Below are 21,568 nucleotides of genomic sequence, written 5' to 3'. Positions count from 1 at the left end.
AGATCAGACGGTTTCGTCCGCTGTACGGTTGGTCGCGGCGCGCGCGACGAAGTAGAGCACCACACCGACGGCCATGAGGATTCCCGCGAACATCCACACCTTGGCCGTCTGCTGCGTCATCAGCAGCACACATGACGCGACGCCGAGCACCGGGACCGCCGTCCACACCCGGAAATGATCGTGCTCCACGGTGTCTCGGCGCAGCACGAGGACCGCGATGTTGGTAGCCGTGAACACGAACAGCAGAAGCAGCACCACGGTCTCGGCCAGCGTCGACAACTCGCCGATCGCGGTGAGCACCATGGCCACCGCGGTGGTCGCGACGATCGCGACCCACGGCGTGCGCCGCTTGGTCAGCACGCGGCTGAGAACGCTTGGCAGCAGACGATGTTCGGCCATCCCGAAGGCCAGCCGGCTCGCCATGATCATCGTCAGCAGGGCGCCGTTGGCGACGGCGATGAGCGCGATCGCGCTGAACACCCAGTCGGGCACTCCCAGGCCCGACTCGGACACCACCTCGAGCAGGGGCCCCGAGGAGGCGGCCAGCTCGTCGGGTGCGAGCACCGCGGCACTCGCCATGCCGACGAGCACGTACACGACGCCGGCGGTGATGAGCGACCCGAACAACGCCGCCGGATACACCTTGCTGGGGTTGCGGATCTCCTCGGCCACGTTGGCCGACGTCTCGAACCCGACGAACGAGTAGTACGCGATGATCGCGCCTGCCAGGATCGCCACCGCAGGAGCCGTGCTCTCCGGGAACTCGCCGAGCCTGCCGAGATCGCCGCGTCCGCCACCGACCATCACCGCACCCGCGATGATCACGATCAGCAGGCCGCTGAGTTCGATGACCGTCATCACGACGTTGCTCTTGACCGACTCGCTGATGCCGCGGGCGTTGAGCGCCCCGACGAGCGCGAGGAACACGATCGCGGCGGGCACCGCGGGCACGTCGATGAACGTCGCGAGATAGTCACCGGCGAACGCCAGCGACAGACCGGCCGCGCTGGTCACGCCCGCCGCCAGCATGCTGAAGCCGACCAGGAACGACACCAGGGGCTGCTTGAAGGCCCGCTCGGCGAAGACCGCGGCACCCCCGGCCTTCGGGTACTTGGTGACGAGCTCGGCGTAGGACCCCGCGGTGAGCAGGGCCAACATCAGCGCGGCGAGCAGTGGTGCCCACAGTGCGCCGCCGACTTTGCCCGCCAGCACGCCCATCAGCGCATACACGCCTGCCCCCAGCACGTCGCCGAGAATGAACAGGAACAGCAGCGGCCCGGTGATCTTGCGGGCGAGCTTGCTGTCTGCCGTGTCCCCGGTGTGCTCGTGTGCTGTCGCCTCTGCCGTCATCTCGTCCTCCGTGTTCCCTCGCGATCCCCTCGTACCGCGCAGGGGACGGTGAGGGGTACCCCGACAAAACCATCGGTAAGCGCACAGCGGCCGATTTCGGGTACGTTGATGCCTGAACAACCCACGCGGGAGTGCACACCGAGTGCGCTGAGAGGACGGCTGAGGGCCGTCGACCGTATGAACCTGTCCGGGTAATGCCGGCGTAGGGAGTGTGAACTGATGACCGATGTTTCCCGATCCGATTCCGGGCCCTTCGTCCCACAGGACCGTCCCCGCACCTACCGGTGGCGCGTCGTCGACATCGTGGTGGCCAGCGTGCTCGCGGTCGCCGCTGGCCTGGTTTTCGTGATGTGGAACATCGCGTCCAACCCGATCGGTGCGCCGCTGTCGGCGGCGCTGCCCGGACTGCAGGCCCTGCTCGGGGGCGGGTGGCTGTTCGCCGGTGTGCTCACCGCACTGGTCATCCGCAAGCCGGGCGCCGCGCTCTACGGCGAACTGGTCGCCGCGACCGTGTCAGCGCTGGTCGGCAACCAGTGGGGTGTGCTCACGCTCGAATCGGGACTGGTCCAGGGAATCGGCGCCGAACTCGTGTTCGCGGTGTTCCTGTACCGGGTGTGGAACCTGCCGGTCGCGATCCTGTCCGGTGCGGTCGCCGGGCTCGCGCTGGCGATCAACGATCTCATCCTCTGGTACCCCGGGTCGGCAGCGGCGTTCACGCTGATCTACACGGTCTCGGCCGTCGTGTCCGGCGCGCTCGTGGCCGGGGCGCTGTCATGGTACGCGGTACGGGGCCTGGCCAGGACCGGCGCCCTGTCCCGGTTCGCGTCCGGCCGCACCGCGGCAAGATGAGCACACCGCAGGGCGGCGTCGCCGTCACCGCATCGGGTTGGTCCTGGCGTCACGCCGGACGCCCTCGCTGGGCGCTGCGGAATCTCGACGTGACCATCGAACCCGGTGAGCGGGTGCTGCTCCTCGGTGCCAGCGGATCGGGAAAGTCGACACTTCTGCACGGCCTGGCCGGGGTGCTCGGCGACAGCGAGGACGGCGATGAGGCGGGACGCCTGCTGGTCGACGGGGTGCCGCCCGCGCAGCGGCGCGACCGCATCGGCATGGTCCTGCAGAACCCGGACTCGCAGGTCATCCTGTCGCGCGTGGGCGACGACGTCGCGTTCGGCATGGAGAACTTCAACGTCGCGCCGCAGGCCATCTGGCCGCGCGTGCGCCGCGCGCTCGCCGCGGTGGGGTTGGCGCTGCCGCTCATGCACGACACCGGCCATCTCTCCGGCGGGCAGCAGCAACGTCTGGCGCTCGCAGGCGTGCTCGCGATGGACCCGGGCCTGATCCTGCTCGACGAGCCGACCGCCAACCTCGACCCGGCAGGCGTGCTCGAGGTCCGCGACGCTGTCGCCGCGGCCGCCGAACAGACCGGTGCCACCCTGATCGTCGTCGAGCACCGCACCGCGGTGTGGCTTCCCGTGGTCGACCGGGTGATCGTGCTGGGTGCGGCAGGCGAGATCGTCGCCGACGGCCCGGCCGCGGAAACTCTGGCACAGCAACGTGATCGGCTGACCCGCGCCGGGGTGTGGGTGCCCGGGGCCGAACTGCCGCACATCACCCGCGCGGGTGCCCCCGGGCAGGCGTTGCTCTCGGCCGCCGACCTGGCCGTCGGGTACCGCGGGGGACCGGTCACCGAACGCCTCACGTTCGACATCGACCGGGCCGCGACCACCGTGGTCACCGGACCGAACGGCGCCGGGAAGTCCGCGCTGGCACTCACACTCGGCGGTCTGCTGCCGCCACGCGACGGTCGGTTCTCCGCCGAGGCCGCTTTCGCGCCCGCACCGCACCGGCGTGAGCCCGTGCGCTGGCGGTCCCGCGAACTGCTCACCCGCATCGGCAGCGTGTTCCAGAACCCCGAACACCAGTTCCTCACCGGCAGGGTGCGCGACGAGTTGGCGCTCGGACCGCGTGCGCTCAAGCGCGACCCGGCGTCGATCACCGCGGTGTGTGACGCGCTGCTGGAGCGGCTGCACCTCACCGAGTTCGCCGACGTGAACCCCTACACACTGTCCGGTGGGCAGAAGCGGCGCCTGTCGGTGGCCACGGTCCTGGCGACCCAGCCCGAGCTGATCGTCCTCGACGAGCCCACCTTCGGGCAGGACCGCACCACGTGGGAGGAACTGGTGCGCCTGCTCGCCGAGATCGCCGACGAGGGCACCGCGGTGGTCGCCGTGACCCACGACCTCGACTTCGCCGACCTGCTGGCCGATCGGCACATCGAGATATCGGCGCCCGAGGCCCTTGCGAAGGCCGGCCGGTGAGCATCACCGTCGACGGTGCGCCCATCCGGCGCGTGGGCATCAATCCGGTCGCGAAACTCGCGGCCGCGCTGGTGATCGCGCTGGGCCTGGTGCTCAGCGTGGACTGGGTGTCGGCCGCGACCGCGCTGGTGCTGGAGATCGTCCTCATGCTGGTGCTGAAGGTGCCGGTCCGCACGCTGCTCACGCGCGGTGCGCTCGTGCTGCTGGCCGCCGCGCTCACCGGCGTGACGATCCTGCTGTACGGCGAGCAGAGCGGCACCGTGCACTGGCATTTCCTGCTCATCACCGTCAGCGACGGCTCGATCTCGCTGGCGTTGGCCACATTTCTGCGTGTGCTGGCCATCGCGCTGCCGTCGGTGATCCTGTTCATCGACACCGACCCGACCGAACTCGCCGATGGGCTCGGGCAGGTGTTGCGACTGCCCGCCCGGTTCGTACTCGGCGCGCTGGCCGGGTTGCGCATGGTGGGGTTGCTCGGTCAGGACTGGCGGTACCTCGGCTATGCGCGCCGGGCACGAGGGGTCGCCGACCAGGACCGGCTGCGCCGTTTCGCCGCACAGGGTTTCGCGCTGCTGGTCTCGGCGGTGCGCCGGGGATCGATGCTGGCGACCGCGATGGAGGCCCGCGGGTTCGGTGCCCACCCAAGAAGAACTTGGGCCCGGCCGTCGCGGTTCGGTATGCGTGAATCCGCGCTGATCCTGGCGGCTTTCGTGATCGCGGCCGCGGCGATCTCGGTGTCGGTCGCCACCGGGCACTGGAATTTCATTGGCCACCGCTGACATCCTGGGCGCCCTGGGCGGTGACGCGCGCACGGTCCTGATCGACGGGCGATCCGGGTCCGGCAAGACGACGCTGGCCCGGCAGTTGAGCCAGGCCTGGGAGTCCAGCGTCGTTGTCAGCCTCGACGACATCTACCCGGGCTGGGACGGGCTGGCCTGGGCCGTCGAGCACATCCGCGAGGCCCTGCTGCAACCGCGAGCGCTCGGACGCGCCGGCCGGTGGCGGCGCTGGGACTGGGTGAGTGGATGCCCGGCCGGGTGGCACACCGTCGACGCTCACCAGCGGATCATCGTCGAGGGGGTGGGCGCCCTGACCGCGGCGAACCGCGCGCTGGCCGATCTCGGAATCTGGCTGGAGGCCCCCGAACCCCACCGCAAGCGCCGGGCACTGCTGCGCGACGGTGACACGTACGCACCGCACTGGGAGCGGTGGGCGAGGCAGGAAGAGGAGTTCATCGCGCGGTATGACCCGCGCTCGTCGGCCGACTTGGTTCTGGCAACCTGAGTCCCGGATTCTCGTGCGTAACGCCACGGCGGAAATCTGCCGAATTTTCCGCCGTGACGTTACGAACGGCGTTACCCCGCCTGGCGATCGGCGTCAGACAGCTGAAGTCTGCTCGAGCGGCTGGTCGAGTACCTTGAGCCTGCCGAGGATCGGGGTGTCCGGAACCGTGTTGAGCCTGCGCCGCAACCGCAGATCCATCAGATAGGCGCGGTAGAAGCACTTCAGCGCGAACGGGTTGACCACATCGATCACACGTAAAGCCTTGAGCAGCAGCTCGTATCGTCGCTGATCGGCGCCGCTCCACGACCAGCCCATGAGTTCCCGGAACCGGGGCGGCAGGCTGCCGCGGGTGCCGAAGGAGAACAGCCCGCCGAGCGGTCTGGTGACGATCCGGGCCGGCACGCCCCAGGCCTCCTCCAGGAAGCGGAGATTCGCCAGCGAGATCAGATCCTCGCGCACCTCGGGTGCGATGGAGAGTTCATCGAGTTGCTGCTCCCAGTACTGTGTGAACTGCGCCCACGTCTGGGGCCAGTCGCTGTGTCTGACGTTGACACCCGTGGCCAGAGGAGCCGCCGCGACCGTGAGACGGTCCAGTGTCGCGGTGTCGAGCGGCCCGTACAGCAGTGTGTACTGGTCCAGGTAGTACCGGAAAAGGCATGCGGCGACCCACTTCTGGAGACGTTGCGCGTTGCCGCTGTAGCGGACCGGGCTCTCGGGTGTGGAGTGCACGGCTGCGTGGACGAGTGCGAGTTCGCGGCGGTAGGCGTCGCGGTCGTCCTCGCTGCCCATCACGGCCAGGGCCAGGTACTGCCCGGTGGTGCGGGCGCGTTTTACCGGGCGGCGGCGCGGGCTGCCCGAGACGACGCGACTCTCGTTGACGCCGTGGCCGACACCGGGCAGCGCCAGCTGCATGATGATGTTTGCCACCTGGTTGGTCAGCCCCACCACGGTCAGCAGATCCGCGAGTTCCTCCGGCGTTCGCCTGCCGACCATGACCTGCCCCCTTTGGCGTCGAGTCGTGCCTATGCCTTGATCGTGACACAAATCCGCCAAAACTGCACACACTTGTTCTCACTTTTCCGGAAATTGCCGACTGTGCGCTGGTGGCGGATTCACCCCCGACTTTCCGCCCTGGTGGCACGGTCGAGATGCGCGGTCGGTCACGCACCACCACTCAGCGGCCGTGGTCGATGGCGTTTCCGTCGTCGGCAGTGAAGCATTCAAAAAGATCGGCAACTCTTGCGATGCGTCACCCGCCACAGGCCTGAGGAGGCAACGACCGTGACATCCGACGTGACACTCGTGCACGACAGTGCGTACTTCGACGATCTGAAGATGCACTACGTGCGGGCCGGGGCGGGCGAACCGGTGGTGCTGCTGCACGGGTGGCCGCAGACCTGGTACGCCTGGCGCAAGGTGATCCCGCTGCTGGCAGGGGAGTTCGAGGTCATCGTCCCAGACCTGCGGGGGTGCGGTGACACGTCCAAGCCCAGTGGAGGCTACGACAAGAAGACCGTGGCCCACGATGTCCGCAGGCTGGTCGAGACCCTGGGACACTCGGCGGTGCACGTGGTCGGTCATGACATCGGTGCGGCCGTGGCGTATGCGTACGCCGCACAGTGGCCTTCCGAGGTGCAGACCATGACCTTCATCGAGAGCAGCCTGTCGGGGTTCGGACAGGAAGAGCTGATGGACGTCGCCAACGGCGGCAGTTGGCATTTCGGCTTCAACATGGCCGGCGACATCTCCGAGGACCTGGTGCGTGGACGCGAACGTCTCCTGATCGAGTACTGGATGCGCCGCACCACGGTGGGTGTCGTCGACCCGACGTCCGTCGAACCCGACGCACTCGACGAGTACGCGCGAGCCATGGCGCAGCCGGGTGGGCTGCGCGGCTCGTTCGCGCTCTATCGGGCGATTCCTCAGGACAGGGCGGACAACCGCGAACTGGGGCGCACAAAACTGGCGATGCCCGTGCTCGCGGTCGAAGGCGAACACGGGCAGGCCGGCCACAGCACCGAGACCATGAAGAAGGTTGCTGATCACGTGACAAGTGCGGTGATCGCGCGGGCGGGGCACTACCCGGCCGAAGAGAACCCCGCAGAGCTGGCTGCGGCGCTGCGGGGGTTCCTCCTCGGCGGGTGATCAGCGTTGCAGGAACGCCTCGAGTTCGGCCAGCACCACGTCGGGGCGTTCCTCGACCACCCAGTGTCCGCAGTCGGGAATCGAACCGCCCCGCACATCGGTGGCGAATTCACGCAGCACGTCGACCATCTTCGGGCCCCAACGGTGTTCCCCGCCCAACGCGAGGACCGGGACGGTCAGCGGCTCGCGGGCCAGTTTGCGGTTGTCGTCGGCATCCTGGGCGAAAGCCCGGTACCACTCGAGCGTGCTGCGCACCGCGCCGGGCTGTGCCAATGCGTGCGCGTAGTGGTCGACCGCCGCGTCGGTGAACGCATCCTGATTGGCGGTGCGGCCCCGCAGGAAGTACTCGACGTAGCCGCGTTCACGTCCGGCGATGAGGAACTCCGGCACGTCGCGGCACTGGTGGAATGCGAAGTGCCAGGCCAGCGGATCGGTCAGGATCCCGTCCCACAGTGACGCGCCCGGGATCGGCACGTCGAACACCGCGAGCCGGGTGACGGTGTCGCGATGCGTCGCCGCCCAGGCGTAGGCGAGCATGCCACCGATGTCGTGGCCCACCACCTGCACCGTGTCGAAACCCAACTTCTCGCGAAGGATGTCGAGCTCCTCGGCCATGGTGACCTTGTCGTATCCGAGCAGGGGTTTGGACGAACCGCCCGCACCCTTCAGATCCACCGCGACCACGGTGTGATGCCGTGCCAGGTCCTCGAGGATCGGCAGCCATTCCTGCCAGGTTTGCGGCCAGCCGTGGAGCAGGAACACAGCTGGGCCCGAACCCGCGATCACCGCGTGTAGCGACACGTCGGGTCGCACCTGCTGTCGAACGTGGCGTAACGCCACCGAACCGGATGTGGTCATTTTCGGGCTCCATTCATGGTGTTGTCGGGCGCCGGGGTGATCCCGGCGCGCTGAGAGGTCACTGCTTTGATCGCCATACAGAGCGCGCCGATCGTGATCGGGATGAGCAGTAGAAGAAAGACTTGCTGCAAACTCACTCCAAGGCTTGCCAGGGAGGTCCCGATACCCGCGCCGAGCACGGCGCCGACACGGGACATCCCGGCAGCCCAACTGGTGCCGGTCGACCTGATATCGGTCGGGTAGAACGTCGTCGAGACGGCGGTGTAACCCGTCGAGATCGCGTTGGTACACATGCCGAGCACGAAGATCAGCGTGCCCAGCACGACAGTTGTGTTCGGGGAGACTGCGATCGCGGCGGCTGTTCCGCCACCGAGCACGCTGGTCCAGACCAGGGTGATGTGGGGCCCGAAGCGATCCTGGATGAATCCGATTGCGGCGCAACCGACCGCGCCGCCGATCTGAAGCGCGGTGCTGAGTATCGAAATGGAACCCGTGGCGAACCCGGCGACCTTGAACAGATACGGCAACCACGTGTTGGTGAGGTAGATCGAGAACATGACGGCCATGAATCCCACCCACAGTGTCAGGGTTCCGATGCGCAACTCCGGGGTGAGCAACGCGCCGATCGGGTAGGCCCGCGGGCGCACCTTCTCATCGCGCACGAAGACACTGCCTGCGTCTGCGGAGCCGGGTTCGATGGCGTTGCAGTACCGCCTGAGACGGGCAGGGTCGTGTCCCGAGTTCGCGAGGTAGACCGGCGATTCGGACAGCAACGTCCCGACGCAGACGAAGATCACTGCCGCTGCGGCCCCGCACCCCAGGATCGCGACCCGCCACCCGAACGTCTCGACGACGAACGGCACCACGACCGCGCCGATCGCGGCGCCGCTGGGGAATCCTGACCAGACCACAGCGACGATCGAACGGCGCCGTGGAGTGGGGACCGTCTCGGAGACGAGCGCGGCGACGTTGGGCATGGATGCGCCCAACCCGAATCCGGTGAGAAGCCGCAGCAAGCTGAAGGTGAGAACTCCGTCCGCCGCTGCCGTGAGCAACGTGGTGGCGGCGAATGATCCTATGGCCCAGACTATTACATATCTACGGCCGAACCTGTCGCCGAGCGGCCCGCCGAGCAGTGCGCCTACGCCGAGCCCGATCAGCCCCGCCGTCACCGCGGGCGCCAGTTGTGCCGTGCCGATTGCCCAGTCATCCTTCAACGCGGCGGACAAGAACCCGACGACCGTGACCTCCAAACCGTCGACCACGATGCAGAAGAAGCACAGCACGAGGGTTCGGCGCTGATGCCCACCAATGGGATTACGATCGATCAGGTCGCGGATGGCGATGTGGACTGCAGTGGCCACGACGGTTCCTTTCTGAGTGAGGCCGCGAGCCAGGATGCTCACAGATAGCTCACAGTGCGCCTCGCGCAACCATTTCGGCAGCAGAGGCTGTCACTCAGTGGTTCCGTCGCTGACTTCGGGATTAACTGGGACATCAAGCCTGTGACCGGATTTCGCAGCACGCTGCGCGACTTCGATCACGGCCAGGCTGGCGGCGGCATCCTGGACGGTCACCAACGGCGCGGCGTCACCGCGTGCGACGGCGATGAAGTGTTGCAGCTGCCGAGTGTAGGAGTCGCCGGCCCCGATGCTCTCGTACCGTCGCGACAACGGCTGGTACCAGTCGGATTCGCCCTGATGGTAAAAGCGCGCGAGTTGCGGGAAGGTGAGGGAACCGGTGGTACCGGCAATCGACCATGCGGGAATGTCCGGGTTGCAGGGGAACTGGGGATCATCCTGTGTCGCCTGATCCCAACCCCAGGGTGCGACGGCAGAGTCGGACAGGATGAACGTACCGATCGCGCCGTTGTCGAACCCGACGATGACGGCTGCGGTGTCCTCGACCTCGAATCCGCGTAATGCGTTGCTGCTGACCGCTTGAACGGTGGTGATCTCGCCGCACAGATATCGCGCCAGGTCGAGGTCGTGGACGAGGTTGATCAGCATGACGCCTGCGCCGGTTTCGCGGCGCCACCGCTGCTCGAAGTAGTCGTCGGACTTCTTGGTCAGCCACATGCCGTTGACGGCGACGAGTCTGCCGATCGCACCGCTCGCGATGAGGTCCCTGGCCTTTGACACAGCCGGATGGTGTCTGCGGTGATGACCGACCAGAACCACTGCGTCTGAGTCGCGCACGGCCGCCACCAGGTCTGCGGCCTCCGCCGCGGTCACCGCGACGGGTTTCTCGAGCAATGCGGGTATGCCGGCCTCGATGGCCGCCAACGTGGTTTCGACATGCGCGCTGTTCGGGTTGGCGATGATCACGGCCTCGACACCCGATGCCGCAAGAAGATCGTGATGACTGTCGAAGTGCGGCACGCCGAGCTTTCCGGCCAGGGTTCTGCTGAACGGGTCGGCAACTGCGACGACGGTCGCATCCTGTTCGCGTGCAACGTATTCTGCGTGCTTGGTGCCCATGACACCGGCACCGATGATTCCGATACGGAGAGCATGTCCGACCACGGTTGACACTCGATTCTCTAGTTTCCGGTGGGCGCAGTGCGTGTGAAGACACCGTCACCGGCGACCCATCCCGCGGCAGCGACTGTGCCGAGCGTGCTGAACATGATCTCCTCGGCTACCACGGGAAGCGGAAGTAGTTCCAGCGCATCGGAAATCGGCTCGACAGACAGCGGCGGCAACACCGCCGACACGTCGGAGATCGCGCGGAGAAGTCCGACGATGTCCAGTTCCCCGCGGCCAGGGTAGGTGCGCAGGTGCCGGGCCTCGCGCGGCAGTGACACACCGTGGCGGGCCGCGACATCCGAAAGCTGCAGTCCGGCAACCCAGCCGAGATCCCCTGCCGTCAGGTCGGCCGCGACGTCACCCGAACGGAAGAAGTGCACGACGTCGAGCACCACCTTGGCGTTGGCCGCGCCGGTGCGCTGTGCCAGTCCGATCGCCTGCCCGAGGTTCTTGACCTGGCTGTAGGGCATGAACTCGAAGGCCACCGGTAGAGGTTTCAGCCGCTCGCAGATCTCCGCGAACTGCTCGGCGATACGTGCCGGTTCGCCCGTGAAGGCCGCGACGTGCACCCGGTCGGGTGTGAGTGCGTGGGCGAGATCCTCCACCAGGGAGTTCGCGTGCCGAACCGGGCCGTCGTCACCGAGCCGGATCAGTTCGAGTTCGGCGACGCGCAACCCCGCGTCGGTCACGCGGGCGCTGATCTCGTCGAGGCCGATGCCTCTCTCCAACGCGGACACACACTGCCCGACGGTGAGACCGATGCCGGTGAACCCGCTGGCCGACGCGGCTTCGATGATCGTGGGGAAGGGCCGGTCCCGGAAGCAGATGGCGCCCATCGATAGGTGCGCCGGGCGCGCCAGGTGCGTCGGCCCGGTGCTGCTCACGACCGAGACCGTGCGGTTTGCGCGGCGAGGAGCCCGCGAGTGGCCTCGCCCAGGATGCGGGCCGCGGCATCGAGTGGCTGCCCGGCGAGCTCCTCGGTGGGGGCCTCGACCGACAGCGGGATGCCCGCGGGCAACGCCGCGATGAGGCGCTTGAGGTCGAGTTCACCCGTACCGGGGATCATCCGGGCTCTTCGCGCCTCACGGCGCAGTGCCTCGACGGTGGTCGGTGCCGCTGCAGGGCCGTCACTGATCTGCGCATACGGCAGCAGCGACGCCGGGATGGCCGCCAGCACATCCCACTCTGCCCCGGCCCGGAAGAACTGCAGGAAGTCGACGAGGACGGCGAGATTCTTGCGACCGACGGCGCCGATCACGTCGACGGCATCGGCGAGGTTGGTGATCGCCGAGTACGTGATGAACTCGATCGGCAGGGTCAACCCGTACTCGCCGGCGAGGTCGGCGAACCGCCCCAGTCGGTCGATGAGCCTTGCACGTTCGTGGTCGTAACCGACGGTCAGCAGGTATTGCACACCCAGTTCGGCCGTGGCCTCGAGCGCCGGGATCAGACTGTCGACGTCGGTTTCCGGCCGGATCCACACCGCTTCGACGTCGAGCAGGCGCACATCGCGTTCCCGGAGGTGGCGCGCGAAGCGCCGACGCATCTGCGGGTCGCCGACGAGATCGAAGACCGGCTCCCCGGGTTCGACGGGCACCATGCGCACACCGCACATGTCGAATCCGCCCGCGGCCGCGGCGTCCGCGAGTTCGAACGGTGTGGCATCGAGCCGTGTGAGGTGATGCAACGAAAGATGTTGTGTTGCAGTCGGTTCCGGCATGGGCTTGGAAATCCCTCTCTGCTGGGCCAACAGGATCCGATCGGTCGTATCCCGTTTCTGTGACTGTAGGCGCGGCGGCAGAATCTGCCCTCCCTCCGCTGCCGCTCAGTGGCAGCCGACTGTGTCCTGTGTTTCGGCGCGGGTCGCACCATGCAGTGCAGCACATCGAGTCTTCACACCCACCCACACATTTGGAGGTCAAATGCCGAATCCAGAATCGGACCGGATCGCGATCCGCGCGCTGATCGAGAACTGGGCCCTCTGGCGCGATGCCGGCGACTGGGAGCGGTTCGCGACGGTGTGGCACCCCGTGGACGGCTGGATGAGCGCCACATGGTTCCAGGGACCGGCAGCGGAATTCATCGAGCAGAGCCGCCGTGGTTTCGACGCCGGCGTATCGATCCTGCATTTCCTCGGCGGGCACACCGCCGACGTCGTCGGCGATCGCGCGGTGGCCCAGACCAAGATGACGATCAGCCAACGGGCATCGGTGGATGGTGTGGAGGTCGACGTCACCTGCACGGGCCGCTTCTACGACTTTCTCGGCTGGCACGGGGACAGCTGGACCATCGTGCGTCGTCAGCCCATCTACGAGAAGGACCGGCTGGACGTGGTCGACCCGTCGACCACGCTGGAGCTCGACGCCGATCTGCTGAGGCGGTTCCCGGCCGGTTACCGCCATCTGGGCTACCTGCAGACCAAGGCAGGCTTCACGGTGAAACCGGGCCTACCCGGTCTGAAGGGTGAGGCCGTCGAGCGCCTCTACCAAGAGGGCGAGAAATGGCTGGCCGGATCGCAAACCGCGGGAGATCCGCGATGAGCGTCGCCGGACTGCACGAGGAGAACTCGGCCGAGGTGGTCGTCGACAGTTTCCGCGACACCCCCGACGAGCGGCTCAAAACCGTCCTGAGCAGCCTCGTCGAGCATCTGCACGCGTTCATCAGGGACGTCGAGCCCACCCACGCCGAGTGGGAACGGGGCGTCGAGTTCCTGACCGCCGTGGGGCACATGTGCGACGCGACCCGCCAGGAATTCGTGCTGCTCTCCGACGTGCTGGGAGTGTCGATGCTCGTCGACGTGATCAACAACCGCAGATCCGAGTCCGCCACCGACACCACGGTTCTCGGGCCGTTCCACATGGTCCCCTCTCCGGCACGCGATCTCGGCGCCAACATCTCCCTCGACGCCGTGGGAGAGCCGTGTGTGTTCGCCGGTCAGGTCCGGTCGGTGGGCGGGGACCCGTTGGCGGGCGCCCGCGTCGACGTGTGGCAGGCCAACGGTGCGGGCTTCTACGACGTGCAGCAACCCGATGTGCAGCCCGAACGCAACCTCCGCGGCCTGTTCGTCGCGGACCACGAAGGCCGGTTCTGGCTGCAGACGGTGGTCCCGCGGTACTACCCGATCCCCGACGATGGTCCCGTGGGCCGACTGCTGGCAGCCACAAAGCGCCATCCCTACCGGCCGGCCCACATCCACGTGATCGCCGACGCCGAAGGTCACGCGCCGGTGACCACCCACGTGTTCGTCGAGGACAGCCCGTACCTGGACTCCGACACCGTGTTCGGCGTGAAGCAGTCGTTGATCCGACCGGTGGTCGTGGTGGACGACCCGACGCGCGCCGAGCGTTATCGGGTGCCGAATCCGTTCCGACTCATCGAATTCGACGTCGTCCTGGACCCGGTGACGGCATGATCCGCGACTTCACGCACGAAACACATGCGGCGCGCGTGGTTTTCGCGCCGGGTGCGGTGAACCTACTGCAGCGCGAAGTGACGCGACTGGCGATACGCAGGCTGCTCGTGGTGTGCACGCCCCGGCAGGCCGGGCTGGCGCAAGCGGTCACCGCACCGCTCGGCGAGACGGTCGCCGCGATCCACCCGCATGCGGTGATGCACGTCCCGCGCGCGGTCGCCGACGCGGCCGTCGCCAAGGCCCGGTGTGTGAACGCCGACGGGTGCCTGGCCATCGGAGGTGGATCGGCGATCGGCCTCGCGAAAGCCGTTGCCCGCGAAACCGGTATCCCGATGGTCGCAGTGCCCACGACTTACGCCGGTTCGGAGATGACGACGGTGTGGGGTGTGACCGATGCCGAACGCAAGAGCACCGGCCGTGACGAGCGTGTGCTGCCCGCCACGGTGGTGTACGACCCGGAACTGACCCTGCCGCTGCCGCCTGCGACCGCGGTCGTGAGCGGGTTCAACGCGATCGCGCACTCAGCGGAGGCCCTGTACGCACCGGACTGCTCGCCGGTGACCGCGCTGGTGGCGACCGAATCGGTGCGGGCACTCATCGAGGCGTTGCCCCGCCTGGTCGCGGAGCCCGACGATCTCGACGCGAGGTCGGAGGCGCTGTACGGGGCGTGGCTGGCGGGCATGACGCTCGGTGCGACCACGATGTCGCTGCACCACCAGCTGTGCCACATCCTCGGCGGCACCTTCGATCTCCCACACGCAGAAACCCATACCGCGGTCCTGCCCCACGCGCTGGCGCTCAACCTCACGGCCGCACCGCACGCCCGCGCCGCCTTGCAGCGCGCGGTCGGCGCCGACGACCCGGCTTCGCGACTGTTCGAACTGGCCCGGGACCTGGGGCCCGAGATGGCGCTGAAGAATCTCGGCATGCCTGAGGACGGTATGGAAACCGTTGTGCGGCAGGTACTCAGCGCGCCGTACCACAACCCGGTCCGCGTCACGGAAGCCGACCTGCGCGGACTTCTCAGCAACGCCTTCGCCGGCGTGATTCCCCGCCCCGCCACCAACCCGACCCTACGATAAGGATCTACGATGCCACCCACCTTGGAGCTGCAGAGCGTCATCGACCGTCACCCCGTCGGACGCCTCCAACGACGAGTGCTGATGTTGTGTTTCGGCGTACTGGTCCTCGACGGAATCGACGTCGCCGTCGTGAGTTTCATCGCCCCGTCACTGATCGCGGACTGGGGTATCTCCAAGGCCCAGCTCGGGCCCGTGGTGACCAGCGGGCTGCTGGGGCTGGCGGTCGGTTCGCTGGTCGCAGGTCCGCTGGCGGACCGGTTCGGCCGTCGCAAGATCATCATCGGGTCGCTGGTGTTCTTCGGTGTCATGTGCACCGCGACGGCACTGACGAGCGGAGTGGTCGCGTTCTCGATCCTGCGGGTGCTCACCGGATTCGGTCTGGGCGCAGCCATGCCGAACGCGACGACCCTGGTCTCCGAGTACGCACCGGCGCGGCGCCGCAGCGCGATGATGGCGATCACCTACTGCGGTATGACGCTGGGCTCGGCGATCGCGGGTTATCTCACGAGCGTCATCGTGGAGATCGCGAGCTGGCACTGGGTGCTGATCGTCGGCGGTGTGCTGCCGGTGGTGTATGCCGTGGTGGTGGCCGTCGCGTTGCCGGAGTCACCGAAATACCTGGCCCGTGTTCCGCAGCGCCGCGCGGAACTCAGCACACTCATGAGCAGGATTGTCCCGGACCATATTCCGCCCGACGCACAGTTCACGCTCGACGAGCCACCGGCAGGCAACCGCGCACCGTTCGTGGCTCTGCTGGTGCCGCGCTTCCGGTTGGGCACCCTGACCATCTGGGTCGGCTTCATCGCCGCGTTCTTCATCGTCTACCTGATGAACAGCTGGCTGCCCATCCTCATGACCGACGTCGGATTCGCCCTGAGCACGGCTGCCACGATCGGCCTGCTGCTGCAGGTCGGCGGCACGATCGGCAACATCGGGATCGGCTGGCTGATGGACCGGTTCGGCCTGCACCGCATCGTCGCGATCGGGATGGGCTGCGCGGGTGTGCTGTTGGCGCTCATCGCGGTCGCTCCTCAGGAGGTCGTGGTCATCGGTGTCCTGATATTCGTGCTCGGTATGTTCACCAACTCCGTCGCGACCGGGTTCCCGATCCTGTCGGCGGCGTTCTATCCGACCGCGATTCGCGCCACCGGCACCAGTTGGGCCACCGGCGTCGCTCGGTTCGGCGCCATCGCAGGGGCCGCGGCGGGGACGGTGCTCGTCGCCTTCGGCATGCATTACCAGCAGGTGTTCCTCACTCTGTTGATCCCCGTGGCGGTCTGCATCGCGGCCGTCGTCACCAAGGGCAGGAAGGCGCGTACCGCCGGTCGCGCCCAAACGGCATCCCCGCGGTCGACGGAGGCGCAACTGCCCGCATGAGGGCAAACGAGAGCCGCCCCGGTTGGACAACCGGGGCGGCTTTCTCGTGAGCGGTCAGATGCCGGCCAGCAGGTCGGCGAGTTCGCCGGGGCGGTGCACCATCGGGGAGTGGTCGCCCGGCAGCGACCGAACGCCGAACGGATTGTCGGGCGTGAGTCGGTCTGCCTCGGCGATCATCAGGTTCTGGGTGGTGGGCGCCAGCGCCCGGTCACCGTCGAGTCGGATGTAGGTGCGGGGGATCCGTCCCCACCGTCGCGGGGTGACCGGCACCGGGGCGCTGAGGCTCGCATACGGTTCGTCGGGATGCAGCAGATGGCGCCATCCCTCGGGCGCGTCCGGTGGCATATCGGTGAGGAATGCACGCCGGATCGCGTCCACCTCGATCGCATCGGAGGACAGCGGGTTCAGACGATGAGCGCCGAGGTTTGCCGGATCGGAGAAGATGGGCAGCGCCACGACATCGGCGTTCTCAGGTGCGTTGATGTAGTCGGTGAAGCGTGGGCGTGCGGCAGGCACGAACGCCGCGAGATACACCAGGTGGTCGACGAGTTCGGGGGCCTTCTCGGCCGCCAGCGAGGCCGGGCCGCCGCCGGCGCTGTGGGCCACGAGCAGCACACGCGCGAAGCGGCTTCGGACTTCCGCCAGGGCATCGACGACCGCGTCGGCGAGGTCATCCATCGTGATGTCCGCGAGCGCGGACTTCTCGGTTTCCAGCCCTGGCTGGCCCGCGGTCAGGTAGCCCGACGGTACCGGTGCGTCGAGTCCGTGACCGGGAAGATCGACGGCAATGCTCGCGACGCCTCGCCGAGCCAGGCCGCGCTGCGCGGCGGCCCAGTGGAGCGACGAGTGCCAGGCGCCGTGAACCAACACCGCCAGCGTGCCGGAATTCCGGGAATCATTCACTTGTAGGTCCTTTCGTTGTTCAGACAGCGGTCAGTCCGCCGTCGACCATCAGTTCGGTACCGGTGATGTACGAGGATTCGTCGCTTGCCAGGAACAGCACCGCGTCGGCGACCTCCTGCACGTGGCCTTCACGCTTCAACGGCACCCCGTCGATCTGCTTGGCGCGCCACGCCGGATCGGCGGAACCGCGCGAGGTCTGCATCGGCGGCAACATCCCGGGTGCGACGGCGTTCACGCGGATGCCGTCGGCGGCGTAATGCACTGCCGCAGTGGTGGTCATGGCTTTCACCGCGGCCTTGGACGCGCCGTATCCGAGGTGGACACCGAGTTGGCCGATGTGCGCCGATATCGAGGACAGGTTGACGATCGACCCGCCTCCGGTGTGCTTCATCGCGGCCGCGCCGTGTTTGATACCGAGGAACACACCGCGGGCGTTCACCGCGATCAGCCGGTCGAAGAACGCGGTGCTGGTGAGGTCGGGGTCGAAGGTGCCACTGATACCCGCGTTGTTCACCAGGATGTCGAGGCGCTCGTATCGGCCGAGCACGTCCTCGACCGCGCAGGCCCACGCCGTTTCGTCGGTGACGTCGAGGTGGACGAAATGAGCCGTGCCGCCGGAGGTGCCGATCTGTTTGGCCACCTGGAGGCCGTCTTCGTCGTCCACATCGGCGATCACCACGGTGGCGCCCTGCCGGCTGAAGGTTTCCGCCGTGGCACAACCCATTCCGTTCGCCGCGCCGGTGATGAGGGCGATCTTGCCTGCTAGCCGCATGGGTTCGGCTCCTTTCCGGGTGACATATCGGGGGACATCTCGAGGAAGTGGTGCAGGGCGTCGAGCACCGCCTGCGGCGCCTCTTCGGGTACGTAGTGCCCACCGGGAACGGGTGTTCCGGTGACCGCTGCCGGATCCGCGTGGTGCTCACGCCAGATGCCCAGCACGTCGGCGCTGGCGAGCGCGCCCTCGGCGCCCCACAACAGCAGCAGCGGACACTGCAACCGCACACCGCGTGCATGGTCGGCGTCGTCCAGCGCGAGATCGGTGGTGAAACCGGCGCGGTAGTCCTCGAACGTGGCCGTCAGGTGTGCCGGATCGGAGTAGGCGTCGACGTAGTGCCGGAAGGTCGGCTCGTCGACGGCACCCGATTCGAGCACCCCGCGCAGGAAGTACCGCAGGTAGGCCTCGGTGTTGCCGGCCACGAGCAGTTCGGGGAGGTCCGGTTGCAGGTGGAAGAACCAGTGCCACATCGTGGTTGCGGACTGCCGGTCGAACGAGCGCATCACGACCCGTGTCGGCAGCACATCGAGCAGAGCGAGCGCGCTGATCTCCGACGGACGGTCCAGTGCCCACCGGTGCGCGACCCGCGCCCCTCGGTCGTGTCCGACGACGACGGCACTGTCGAGACCCAGGTGCCGCAGTAGCGCACTGAGATCGGCCGCGGTGGTCTGCTTGTCGTATCCGGACGAGGCAAGTCCCGACGCGCCGTAGCCGCGCAGATCCGGCACGATCACGGTGTACCGCTCGGCAAGCGGGCGCGCGACTTTCCGCCAGCACTGCCCGGTCTGCGGCCAACCGTGAAGCAGGACGATCGGTTCGGGTCCGTCCCCGATGATTCGGTACGCGAGGTCGACGTCGTTGACGGTCGCGGTGCGGATCTCCTCGTGCAGCATGTTCTCCCTTTCAGGTCAGGTCGACGCTACGGCGGATCCACGGCGACCAAGAACGACTCGGTGCCACTGAGCGGCAGCGACCGCTGTGCGGGATGAGCCGCGCAGGGACAGCATGGTGCGGTGACCGATCCGACCGGCAGAACCCGACTGTTGGGCGTCGTGGGCGACCCCGTCGCACAGGTGCGCGCACCCGAGCTGTGGGGCACGGTGTTCCGTGAACTCGGTGTCGACGCGGTGTGTGTGCCCTTCCACGTCCGGCCCACCGACCTGGAAGCCTTCCTCGACGGGGCACGGCGATGGCGGAACCTGGACGGGTTGCTCATCACCGTGCCGCACAAGGCGGCCGCGATGCGGTTCGCCACGGAACTGTCCGACCGCGCACGGCAGGTGGGGGCGGTCAACTGCCTGAAGGTCGGTGAGAGCGGTGGTTGGGTGGCCGACATGTTGGACGGCGTCGGCTTCGTGACCGCGTTCGAGGGCGGCATCGGCCCGGTCGGCGGGAGGCGTGCCCTCGTGGTCGGTTGCGGGGGAGCGGGTTCTGCCATCGCGCTCGCCCTTGCCGACACAGGTGCGAGTGCGGTGGATGTCTCCGACGTCGACGGCGCACGTGCGAATGAGCTGGCGGATCGGGTGTCCGCAACGGGGGTGTTGTCACGACCGGTGGCTGCGCTCGGGAGGGGCTACGACCTCATCGTCAACGCCAGTCCTGCGGGTATGCGCAGCACCGATCCGCTCCCCGTCGATCTGGACGGTGTCGGTGGCGATGCCGCGGTGGCCGACGTGATCACCGAGCCGGCCGTGACACCTTTGATCAAAGAAGCGACGCAGCGCGGATGCGCGGTGCAGGTCGGGTCACAGATGACCGACGCGCAGGTGGGCGGGATGGCCGACTTCTTCGGTTACACAGCTGCTTTCGCGGACCCGTTGCGTTAGAGCAGGCTGCGCGAGATGCCCAGCGCCGCCGTGCGCACCGCGGGGGCCAGTCTGTCCAGATGCGTGCCCGAGTGTGTCACGATGCTCACAGCCCCGGACAACCTGCCGGCGTGGATGATAGGGCTGGCGACCGAGATCGCGCCGAGCGTCATCTCCTCGTATGAGTAGGCGAGCCCGGTCTGCCGGACGCGTTCCAACGCCGATGCGAGACGCCCCGGTTCCGTGATGGAGTGGATGGTGCTGCGTTCGAGCCCCTGTGCCACAACGGTTTCCAGCAGTGTGCGGGGTGAGAAGGCGAGGAGGACCTTGCCGACGCCCGTGGTGTGCAGGGGCAGTCGTCCGCCGACATGGGTGACCGTGGGCACGGACTTGGTTCCGGTGATCTTCTCGAGGCACAGCGCCTCGAGCCCGTCGAGGACGGCGAGTTGCACGTTCTCGCGGGTTGCCTCGAACAGGTCGTGCATGTGGGGCAGAGCCGCCTCACGAAGGTTACGGGCCTGGGGTGCAAGCGATCCCACCTGCCACAGGCGGACCCCGATCCGGTAACCCCCGCTCGAGAGCCGTTCCAGGCCACCCCACTCGGTGAGCTCGGTGATGAGCCTGCGTGCGGTGGACAGCGGAAGATCGGCGCGTTGCGCGATCTCGGTGAGGGTGAGTTCACGGTGATCGACGTCGAAGCAGTCGAGGACCGCCAGCAGTCGGCTTCCCACGGTCGCCCCGGGGACGCTGGTGTTGCCTGCCATGCAGGCCTCCTTCAACTCTGTCGTACGTCGACGGTCACCCCATAGGATCGCGCGTCTGCCGCCGGTGCGGAATACCTGTGGCGAACCTTCAGATGGATCGGACCGTGTCCGCGACGGTGTCCAACGCCCGCAGGACGTCGTCCTCGGGTCCGGGTTCGAGGTGGAACAGGACACGGCCTGCGCCCGCGTCGAGATACGCCGAGGCCACCGACGCGTCACCGGGCACACCCGAGACCGTGACGCCGAGATCGCCGCGGCCCTGTTCGGTGAACCACTTCCTGGCGCGTGCGACGTCTGCGGGCGTCGACAGTTCGGCGAATGGCAGCCATCCGTCACCGAACCGGACGGTGCGGGCGAGTGCGGCTTCGCTGGCCCCACCGACGAGGATGGGGACAGGAGCAGAAGGGCGGGGACGGGCCACGACCGGGCCGAAACGCACCTGTGTGCCCGAGAATTCGGCCTCATCGTCGGACCACAGGGCTCGCAGCGCGCTGAGTTGTTCGTCGAGTTTGGCACCGCGCCTGCGCGGGTCGGCGCCGTGGTTGCGCACCTCGTTCAGATTCCAGCCGACCCCGACGCCGAGGACCACGCGGTTCCCCGACAGTGTCGCGAGCGACGCCACGGCCTTGGCCGTGTGCAGCGTGTCGCGCTGCGGCAACAACGCGACACCGGATCCGATGGTCAGTGTCGACGTCGCCGACGCGGCGTATGCCAGCACGACGAACAGGTCGCGGATCAGCGGAAGCCGGGCGCGGAACGCGGGATCGACCGCATCGGGCGTATCGGCCGGGAAATACGAGTGGTCGTCGAACAACAACCAGTCGAATCCGCGCTCTTCGACCGCGCGGGCCAGAACATCCGGGGCGATGCCGCCGTCGGCAGAAGAGGTCGAGATCCCGAAGCGAGGTGCGTCCGTCACTCTCGCCTCAACCGCCGAGACGGTGCCGGTGTTCCCCGCTGGAGT

At 67.7% G+C, this 21,568-nt stretch carries 22 protein-coding genes and 1 riboswitch; of the genes, 10 read left to right on the top strand and 12 right to left on the bottom strand.

The genetic code is table 11. From position 1 onward, the window contains the following. Positions 1 to 3: 3 nt before the first annotated feature. Complete coding sequence (locus AT701_RS32880; protein ID WP_003898106.1) at positions 4 to 1,350, bottom strand: APC family permease; 1,347 nt, start codon at positions 1,348 to 1,350, stop codon at positions 4 to 6. A 115-nt stretch (positions 1,351 to 1,465) separates the two neighbouring features. Further along, positions 1,466 to 1,576: riboswitch (TPP riboswitch) on the top strand. On the opposite strand from AT701_RS32880, the gene AT701_RS32875 reads away from it, so the two are divergent. The 4 genes from AT701_RS32875 to AT701_RS32860 all read left to right on the top strand — a co-directional run bounded on the left by AT701_RS32875 (position 1,570) and on the right by AT701_RS32860 (position 4,955). Then, positions 1,570 to 2,199 carry an ECF transporter S component gene (locus AT701_RS32875; RefSeq protein ID WP_003898105.1) on the top strand — a complete coding sequence of 210 codons (630 nt, stop codon included), beginning with the start codon at positions 1,570 to 1,572 and terminating at the stop codon, positions 2,197 to 2,199. Its footprint overlaps the riboswitch before it by 7 nt. Next, positions 2,196 to 3,671, top strand: coding sequence for an ABC transporter ATP-binding protein (locus AT701_RS32870; RefSeq protein WP_058127385.1), 1,476 nt, complete (start codon positions 2,196 to 2,198; stop codon positions 3,669 to 3,671). The genes AT701_RS32875 and AT701_RS32870 overlap by 4 nt, the downstream gene beginning before the upstream one ends. Then, positions 3,668 to 4,450, top strand: a complete 783-nt coding sequence (locus AT701_RS32865) for an energy-coupling factor transporter transmembrane component T family protein (RefSeq protein ID WP_011731491.1) — start codon at positions 3,668 to 3,670, stop codon at positions 4,448 to 4,450. Before AT701_RS32870 ends, AT701_RS32865 begins: the two co-directional genes overlap by 4 nt. Continuing rightward, on the top strand, positions 4,437 to 4,955 hold the full coding sequence (locus AT701_RS32860) for a nucleoside/nucleotide kinase family protein (protein ID WP_003898102.1): 519 nt from the start codon (positions 4,437 to 4,439) through the stop codon (positions 4,953 to 4,955). Before AT701_RS32865 ends, AT701_RS32860 begins: the two co-directional genes overlap by 14 nt. A 93-nt stretch (positions 4,956 to 5,048) precedes the next feature. Here AT701_RS32860 and AT701_RS32855 read toward each other — a convergent pair whose 3' ends face one another. After that, positions 5,049 to 5,948 (bottom strand): oxygenase MpaB family protein, encoded by a 900-nt coding sequence (locus AT701_RS32855; protein WP_058127384.1) that lies wholly within the window; start codon positions 5,946 to 5,948, stop codon positions 5,049 to 5,051. 288 nt (positions 5,949 to 6,236) lie between these two features. Between AT701_RS32855 and AT701_RS32850 the strand changes: the two genes are divergently transcribed. Next, positions 6,237 to 7,100, top strand: coding sequence for an alpha/beta fold hydrolase (locus AT701_RS32850; protein WP_011731488.1), 864 nt, complete (start codon positions 6,237 to 6,239; stop codon positions 7,098 to 7,100). Here AT701_RS32850 and AT701_RS32845 read toward each other — a convergent pair whose 3' ends face one another. The 5 genes from AT701_RS32845 to AT701_RS32825 form a co-directional block, all read right to left on the bottom strand. After that, positions 7,101 to 7,958 (bottom strand): alpha/beta fold hydrolase, encoded by an 858-nt coding sequence (locus tag AT701_RS32845; protein ID WP_011731487.1) that lies wholly within the window; start codon positions 7,956 to 7,958, stop codon positions 7,101 to 7,103. Continuing rightward, a complete protein-coding gene (locus AT701_RS32840; RefSeq protein ID WP_011731486.1) occupies positions 7,955 to 9,322 on the bottom strand; it encodes an MFS transporter in 1,368 nt (455 codons plus the stop codon). Before AT701_RS32840 ends, AT701_RS32845 begins: the two co-directional genes overlap by 4 nt. Before the next feature lie 90 nt (positions 9,323 to 9,412). Beyond that, on the bottom strand, positions 9,413 to 10,483 hold the full coding sequence (locus AT701_RS32835) for a Gfo/Idh/MocA family protein (RefSeq protein WP_081319755.1): 1,071 nt from the start codon (positions 10,481 to 10,483) through the stop codon (positions 9,413 to 9,415). Positions 10,484 to 10,500: 17 nt separating this feature from the next. Further along, positions 10,501 to 11,370, bottom strand: a complete 870-nt coding sequence (locus AT701_RS32830; RefSeq protein WP_223495936.1) for a sugar phosphate isomerase/epimerase family protein — start codon at positions 11,368 to 11,370, stop codon at positions 10,501 to 10,503. Continuing rightward, positions 11,367 to 12,173: a sugar phosphate isomerase/epimerase family protein gene (locus AT701_RS32825; RefSeq protein ID WP_223495934.1), complete on the bottom strand. Its 807-nt coding sequence runs from the start codon at positions 12,171 to 12,173 to the stop codon at positions 11,367 to 11,369. Before AT701_RS32825 ends, AT701_RS32830 begins: the two co-directional genes overlap by 4 nt. 235 nt (positions 12,174 to 12,408) lie before the next feature. Here AT701_RS32825 and AT701_RS32820 point away from each other — a divergent pair, with 235 nt between their 5' ends. Genes AT701_RS32820 through AT701_RS32805 form a run of 4 tightly spaced genes read left to right on the top strand, consistent with a single transcriptional unit; the run spans position 12,409 to position 16,357 of the window. Continuing rightward, the gene (locus tag AT701_RS32820) at positions 12,409 to 13,026 is read left to right on the top strand and encodes a nuclear transport factor 2 family protein (RefSeq protein WP_058127382.1); all 618 of its coding nucleotides are present in this window, start codon (positions 12,409 to 12,411) and stop codon (positions 13,024 to 13,026) included. Beyond that, on the top strand, positions 13,023 to 13,898 hold the full coding sequence (locus AT701_RS32815) for a dioxygenase family protein (RefSeq protein ID WP_058127381.1): 876 nt from the start codon (positions 13,023 to 13,025) through the stop codon (positions 13,896 to 13,898). Before AT701_RS32820 ends, AT701_RS32815 begins: the two co-directional genes overlap by 4 nt. After that, a complete protein-coding gene (locus tag AT701_RS32810; RefSeq protein WP_058127380.1) occupies positions 13,895 to 14,980 on the top strand; it encodes a maleylacetate reductase in 1,086 nt (361 codons plus the stop codon). Before AT701_RS32815 ends, AT701_RS32810 begins: the two co-directional genes overlap by 4 nt. A gap of 9 nt (positions 14,981 to 14,989) precedes the next feature. Further along, positions 14,990 to 16,357, top strand: a complete 1,368-nt coding sequence (locus AT701_RS32805) for an MFS transporter (protein ID WP_058127379.1) — start codon at positions 14,990 to 14,992, stop codon at positions 16,355 to 16,357. A 54-nt stretch (positions 16,358 to 16,411) separates the two neighbouring features. Here the strand turns inward: AT701_RS32805 and AT701_RS32800 are convergent, their stop codons facing one another. The 3 genes from AT701_RS32800 to AT701_RS32790 are packed head-to-tail and all read right to left on the bottom strand — an operon-like array spanning position 16,412 to position 18,928. After that, on the bottom strand, positions 16,412 to 17,260 hold the full coding sequence (locus tag AT701_RS32800) for an alpha/beta hydrolase (protein ID WP_011731478.1): 849 nt from the start codon (positions 17,258 to 17,260) through the stop codon (positions 16,412 to 16,414). A gap of 19 nt (positions 17,261 to 17,279) precedes the next feature. Further along, entirely contained in the window at positions 17,280 to 18,032 is a 753-nt protein-coding gene (locus tag AT701_RS32795; protein WP_011731477.1) for an SDR family NAD(P)-dependent oxidoreductase, read from the bottom strand. Continuing rightward, a complete protein-coding gene (locus AT701_RS32790; RefSeq protein ID WP_058127378.1) occupies positions 18,023 to 18,928 on the bottom strand; it encodes an alpha/beta fold hydrolase in 906 nt (301 codons plus the stop codon). Before AT701_RS32790 ends, AT701_RS32795 begins: the two co-directional genes overlap by 10 nt. 120 nt (positions 18,929 to 19,048) lie before the next feature. Here AT701_RS32790 and AT701_RS32780 point away from each other — a divergent pair, with 120 nt between their 5' ends. Then, positions 19,049 to 19,861: a shikimate dehydrogenase family protein gene (locus AT701_RS32780; RefSeq protein ID WP_058127377.1), complete on the top strand. Its 813-nt coding sequence runs from the start codon at positions 19,049 to 19,051 to the stop codon at positions 19,859 to 19,861. Here AT701_RS32780 and AT701_RS32775 read toward each other — a convergent pair. Together AT701_RS32775 and AT701_RS32770 are read right to left on the bottom strand one after the other, a co-directional pair. Beyond that, positions 19,858 to 20,604, bottom strand: coding sequence for an IclR family transcriptional regulator (locus AT701_RS32775; RefSeq protein WP_011731472.1), 747 nt, complete (start codon positions 20,602 to 20,604; stop codon positions 19,858 to 19,860). The genes AT701_RS32780 and AT701_RS32775 overlap by 4 nt on opposite strands. 88 nt (positions 20,605 to 20,692) lie before the next feature. Continuing rightward, positions 20,693 to 21,523 (bottom strand): LLM class F420-dependent oxidoreductase, encoded by an 831-nt coding sequence (locus AT701_RS32770; RefSeq protein WP_058127376.1) that lies wholly within the window; start codon positions 21,521 to 21,523, stop codon positions 20,693 to 20,695. Positions 21,524 to 21,568 lie beyond the last annotated feature (45 nt).

This window comes from Mycolicibacterium smegmatis (assembly GCF_001457595.1).
GTDB lineage: Bacteria > Actinomycetota > Actinomycetes > Mycobacteriales > Mycobacteriaceae > Mycobacterium > Mycobacterium smegmatis.
The sequence above is the reverse complement of the archived record's forward strand: the minus strand, read 5'-3'. Positions and strand labels throughout refer to the sequence as shown.

Excerpts from the sequence above, each read along its gene's own strand:
- AT701_RS32880 (WP_003898106.1), bottom strand. The coding sequence starts at position 1,350 with ATGACGGCAGAGGCGACAGCACACGAGCACACCGGGGACACGGCAGAC.
- AT701_RS32875 (WP_003898105.1), top strand. The coding sequence starts at position 1,570 with ATGACCGATGTTTCCCGATCCGATTCCGGGCCCTTCGTCCCACAGGAC.
- AT701_RS32870 (WP_058127385.1), top strand. The coding sequence starts at position 2,196 with ATGAGCACACCGCAGGGCGGCGTCGCCGTCACCGCATCGGGTTGGTCC.
- AT701_RS32855 (WP_058127384.1), bottom strand. The coding sequence starts at position 5,948 with ATGGTCGGCAGGCGAACGCCGGAGGAACTCGCGGATCTGCTGACCGTG.
- AT701_RS32845 (WP_011731487.1), bottom strand. The coding sequence starts at position 7,958 with ATGACCACATCCGGTTCGGTGGCGTTACGCCACGTTCGACAGCAGGTG.
- AT701_RS32820 (WP_058127382.1), top strand. The coding sequence starts at position 12,409 with ATGCCGAATCCAGAATCGGACCGGATCGCGATCCGCGCGCTGATCGAG.
- AT701_RS32815 (WP_058127381.1), top strand. The coding sequence starts at position 13,023 with ATGAGCGTCGCCGGACTGCACGAGGAGAACTCGGCCGAGGTGGTCGTC.
- AT701_RS32810 (WP_058127380.1), top strand. The coding sequence starts at position 13,895 with ATGATCCGCGACTTCACGCACGAAACACATGCGGCGCGCGTGGTTTTC.
- AT701_RS32805 (WP_058127379.1), top strand. The coding sequence starts at position 14,990 with ATGCCACCCACCTTGGAGCTGCAGAGCGTCATCGACCGTCACCCCGTC.
- AT701_RS32795 (WP_011731477.1), bottom strand. The coding sequence starts at position 18,032 with ATGCGGCTAGCAGGCAAGATCGCCCTCATCACCGGCGCGGCGAACGGA.
- AT701_RS32790 (WP_058127378.1), bottom strand. The coding sequence starts at position 18,928 with ATGCTGCACGAGGAGATCCGCACCGCGACCGTCAACGACGTCGACCTC.
- AT701_RS32775 (WP_011731472.1), bottom strand. The coding sequence starts at position 20,604 with ATGGCAGGCAACACCAGCGTCCCCGGGGCGACCGTGGGAAGCCGACTG.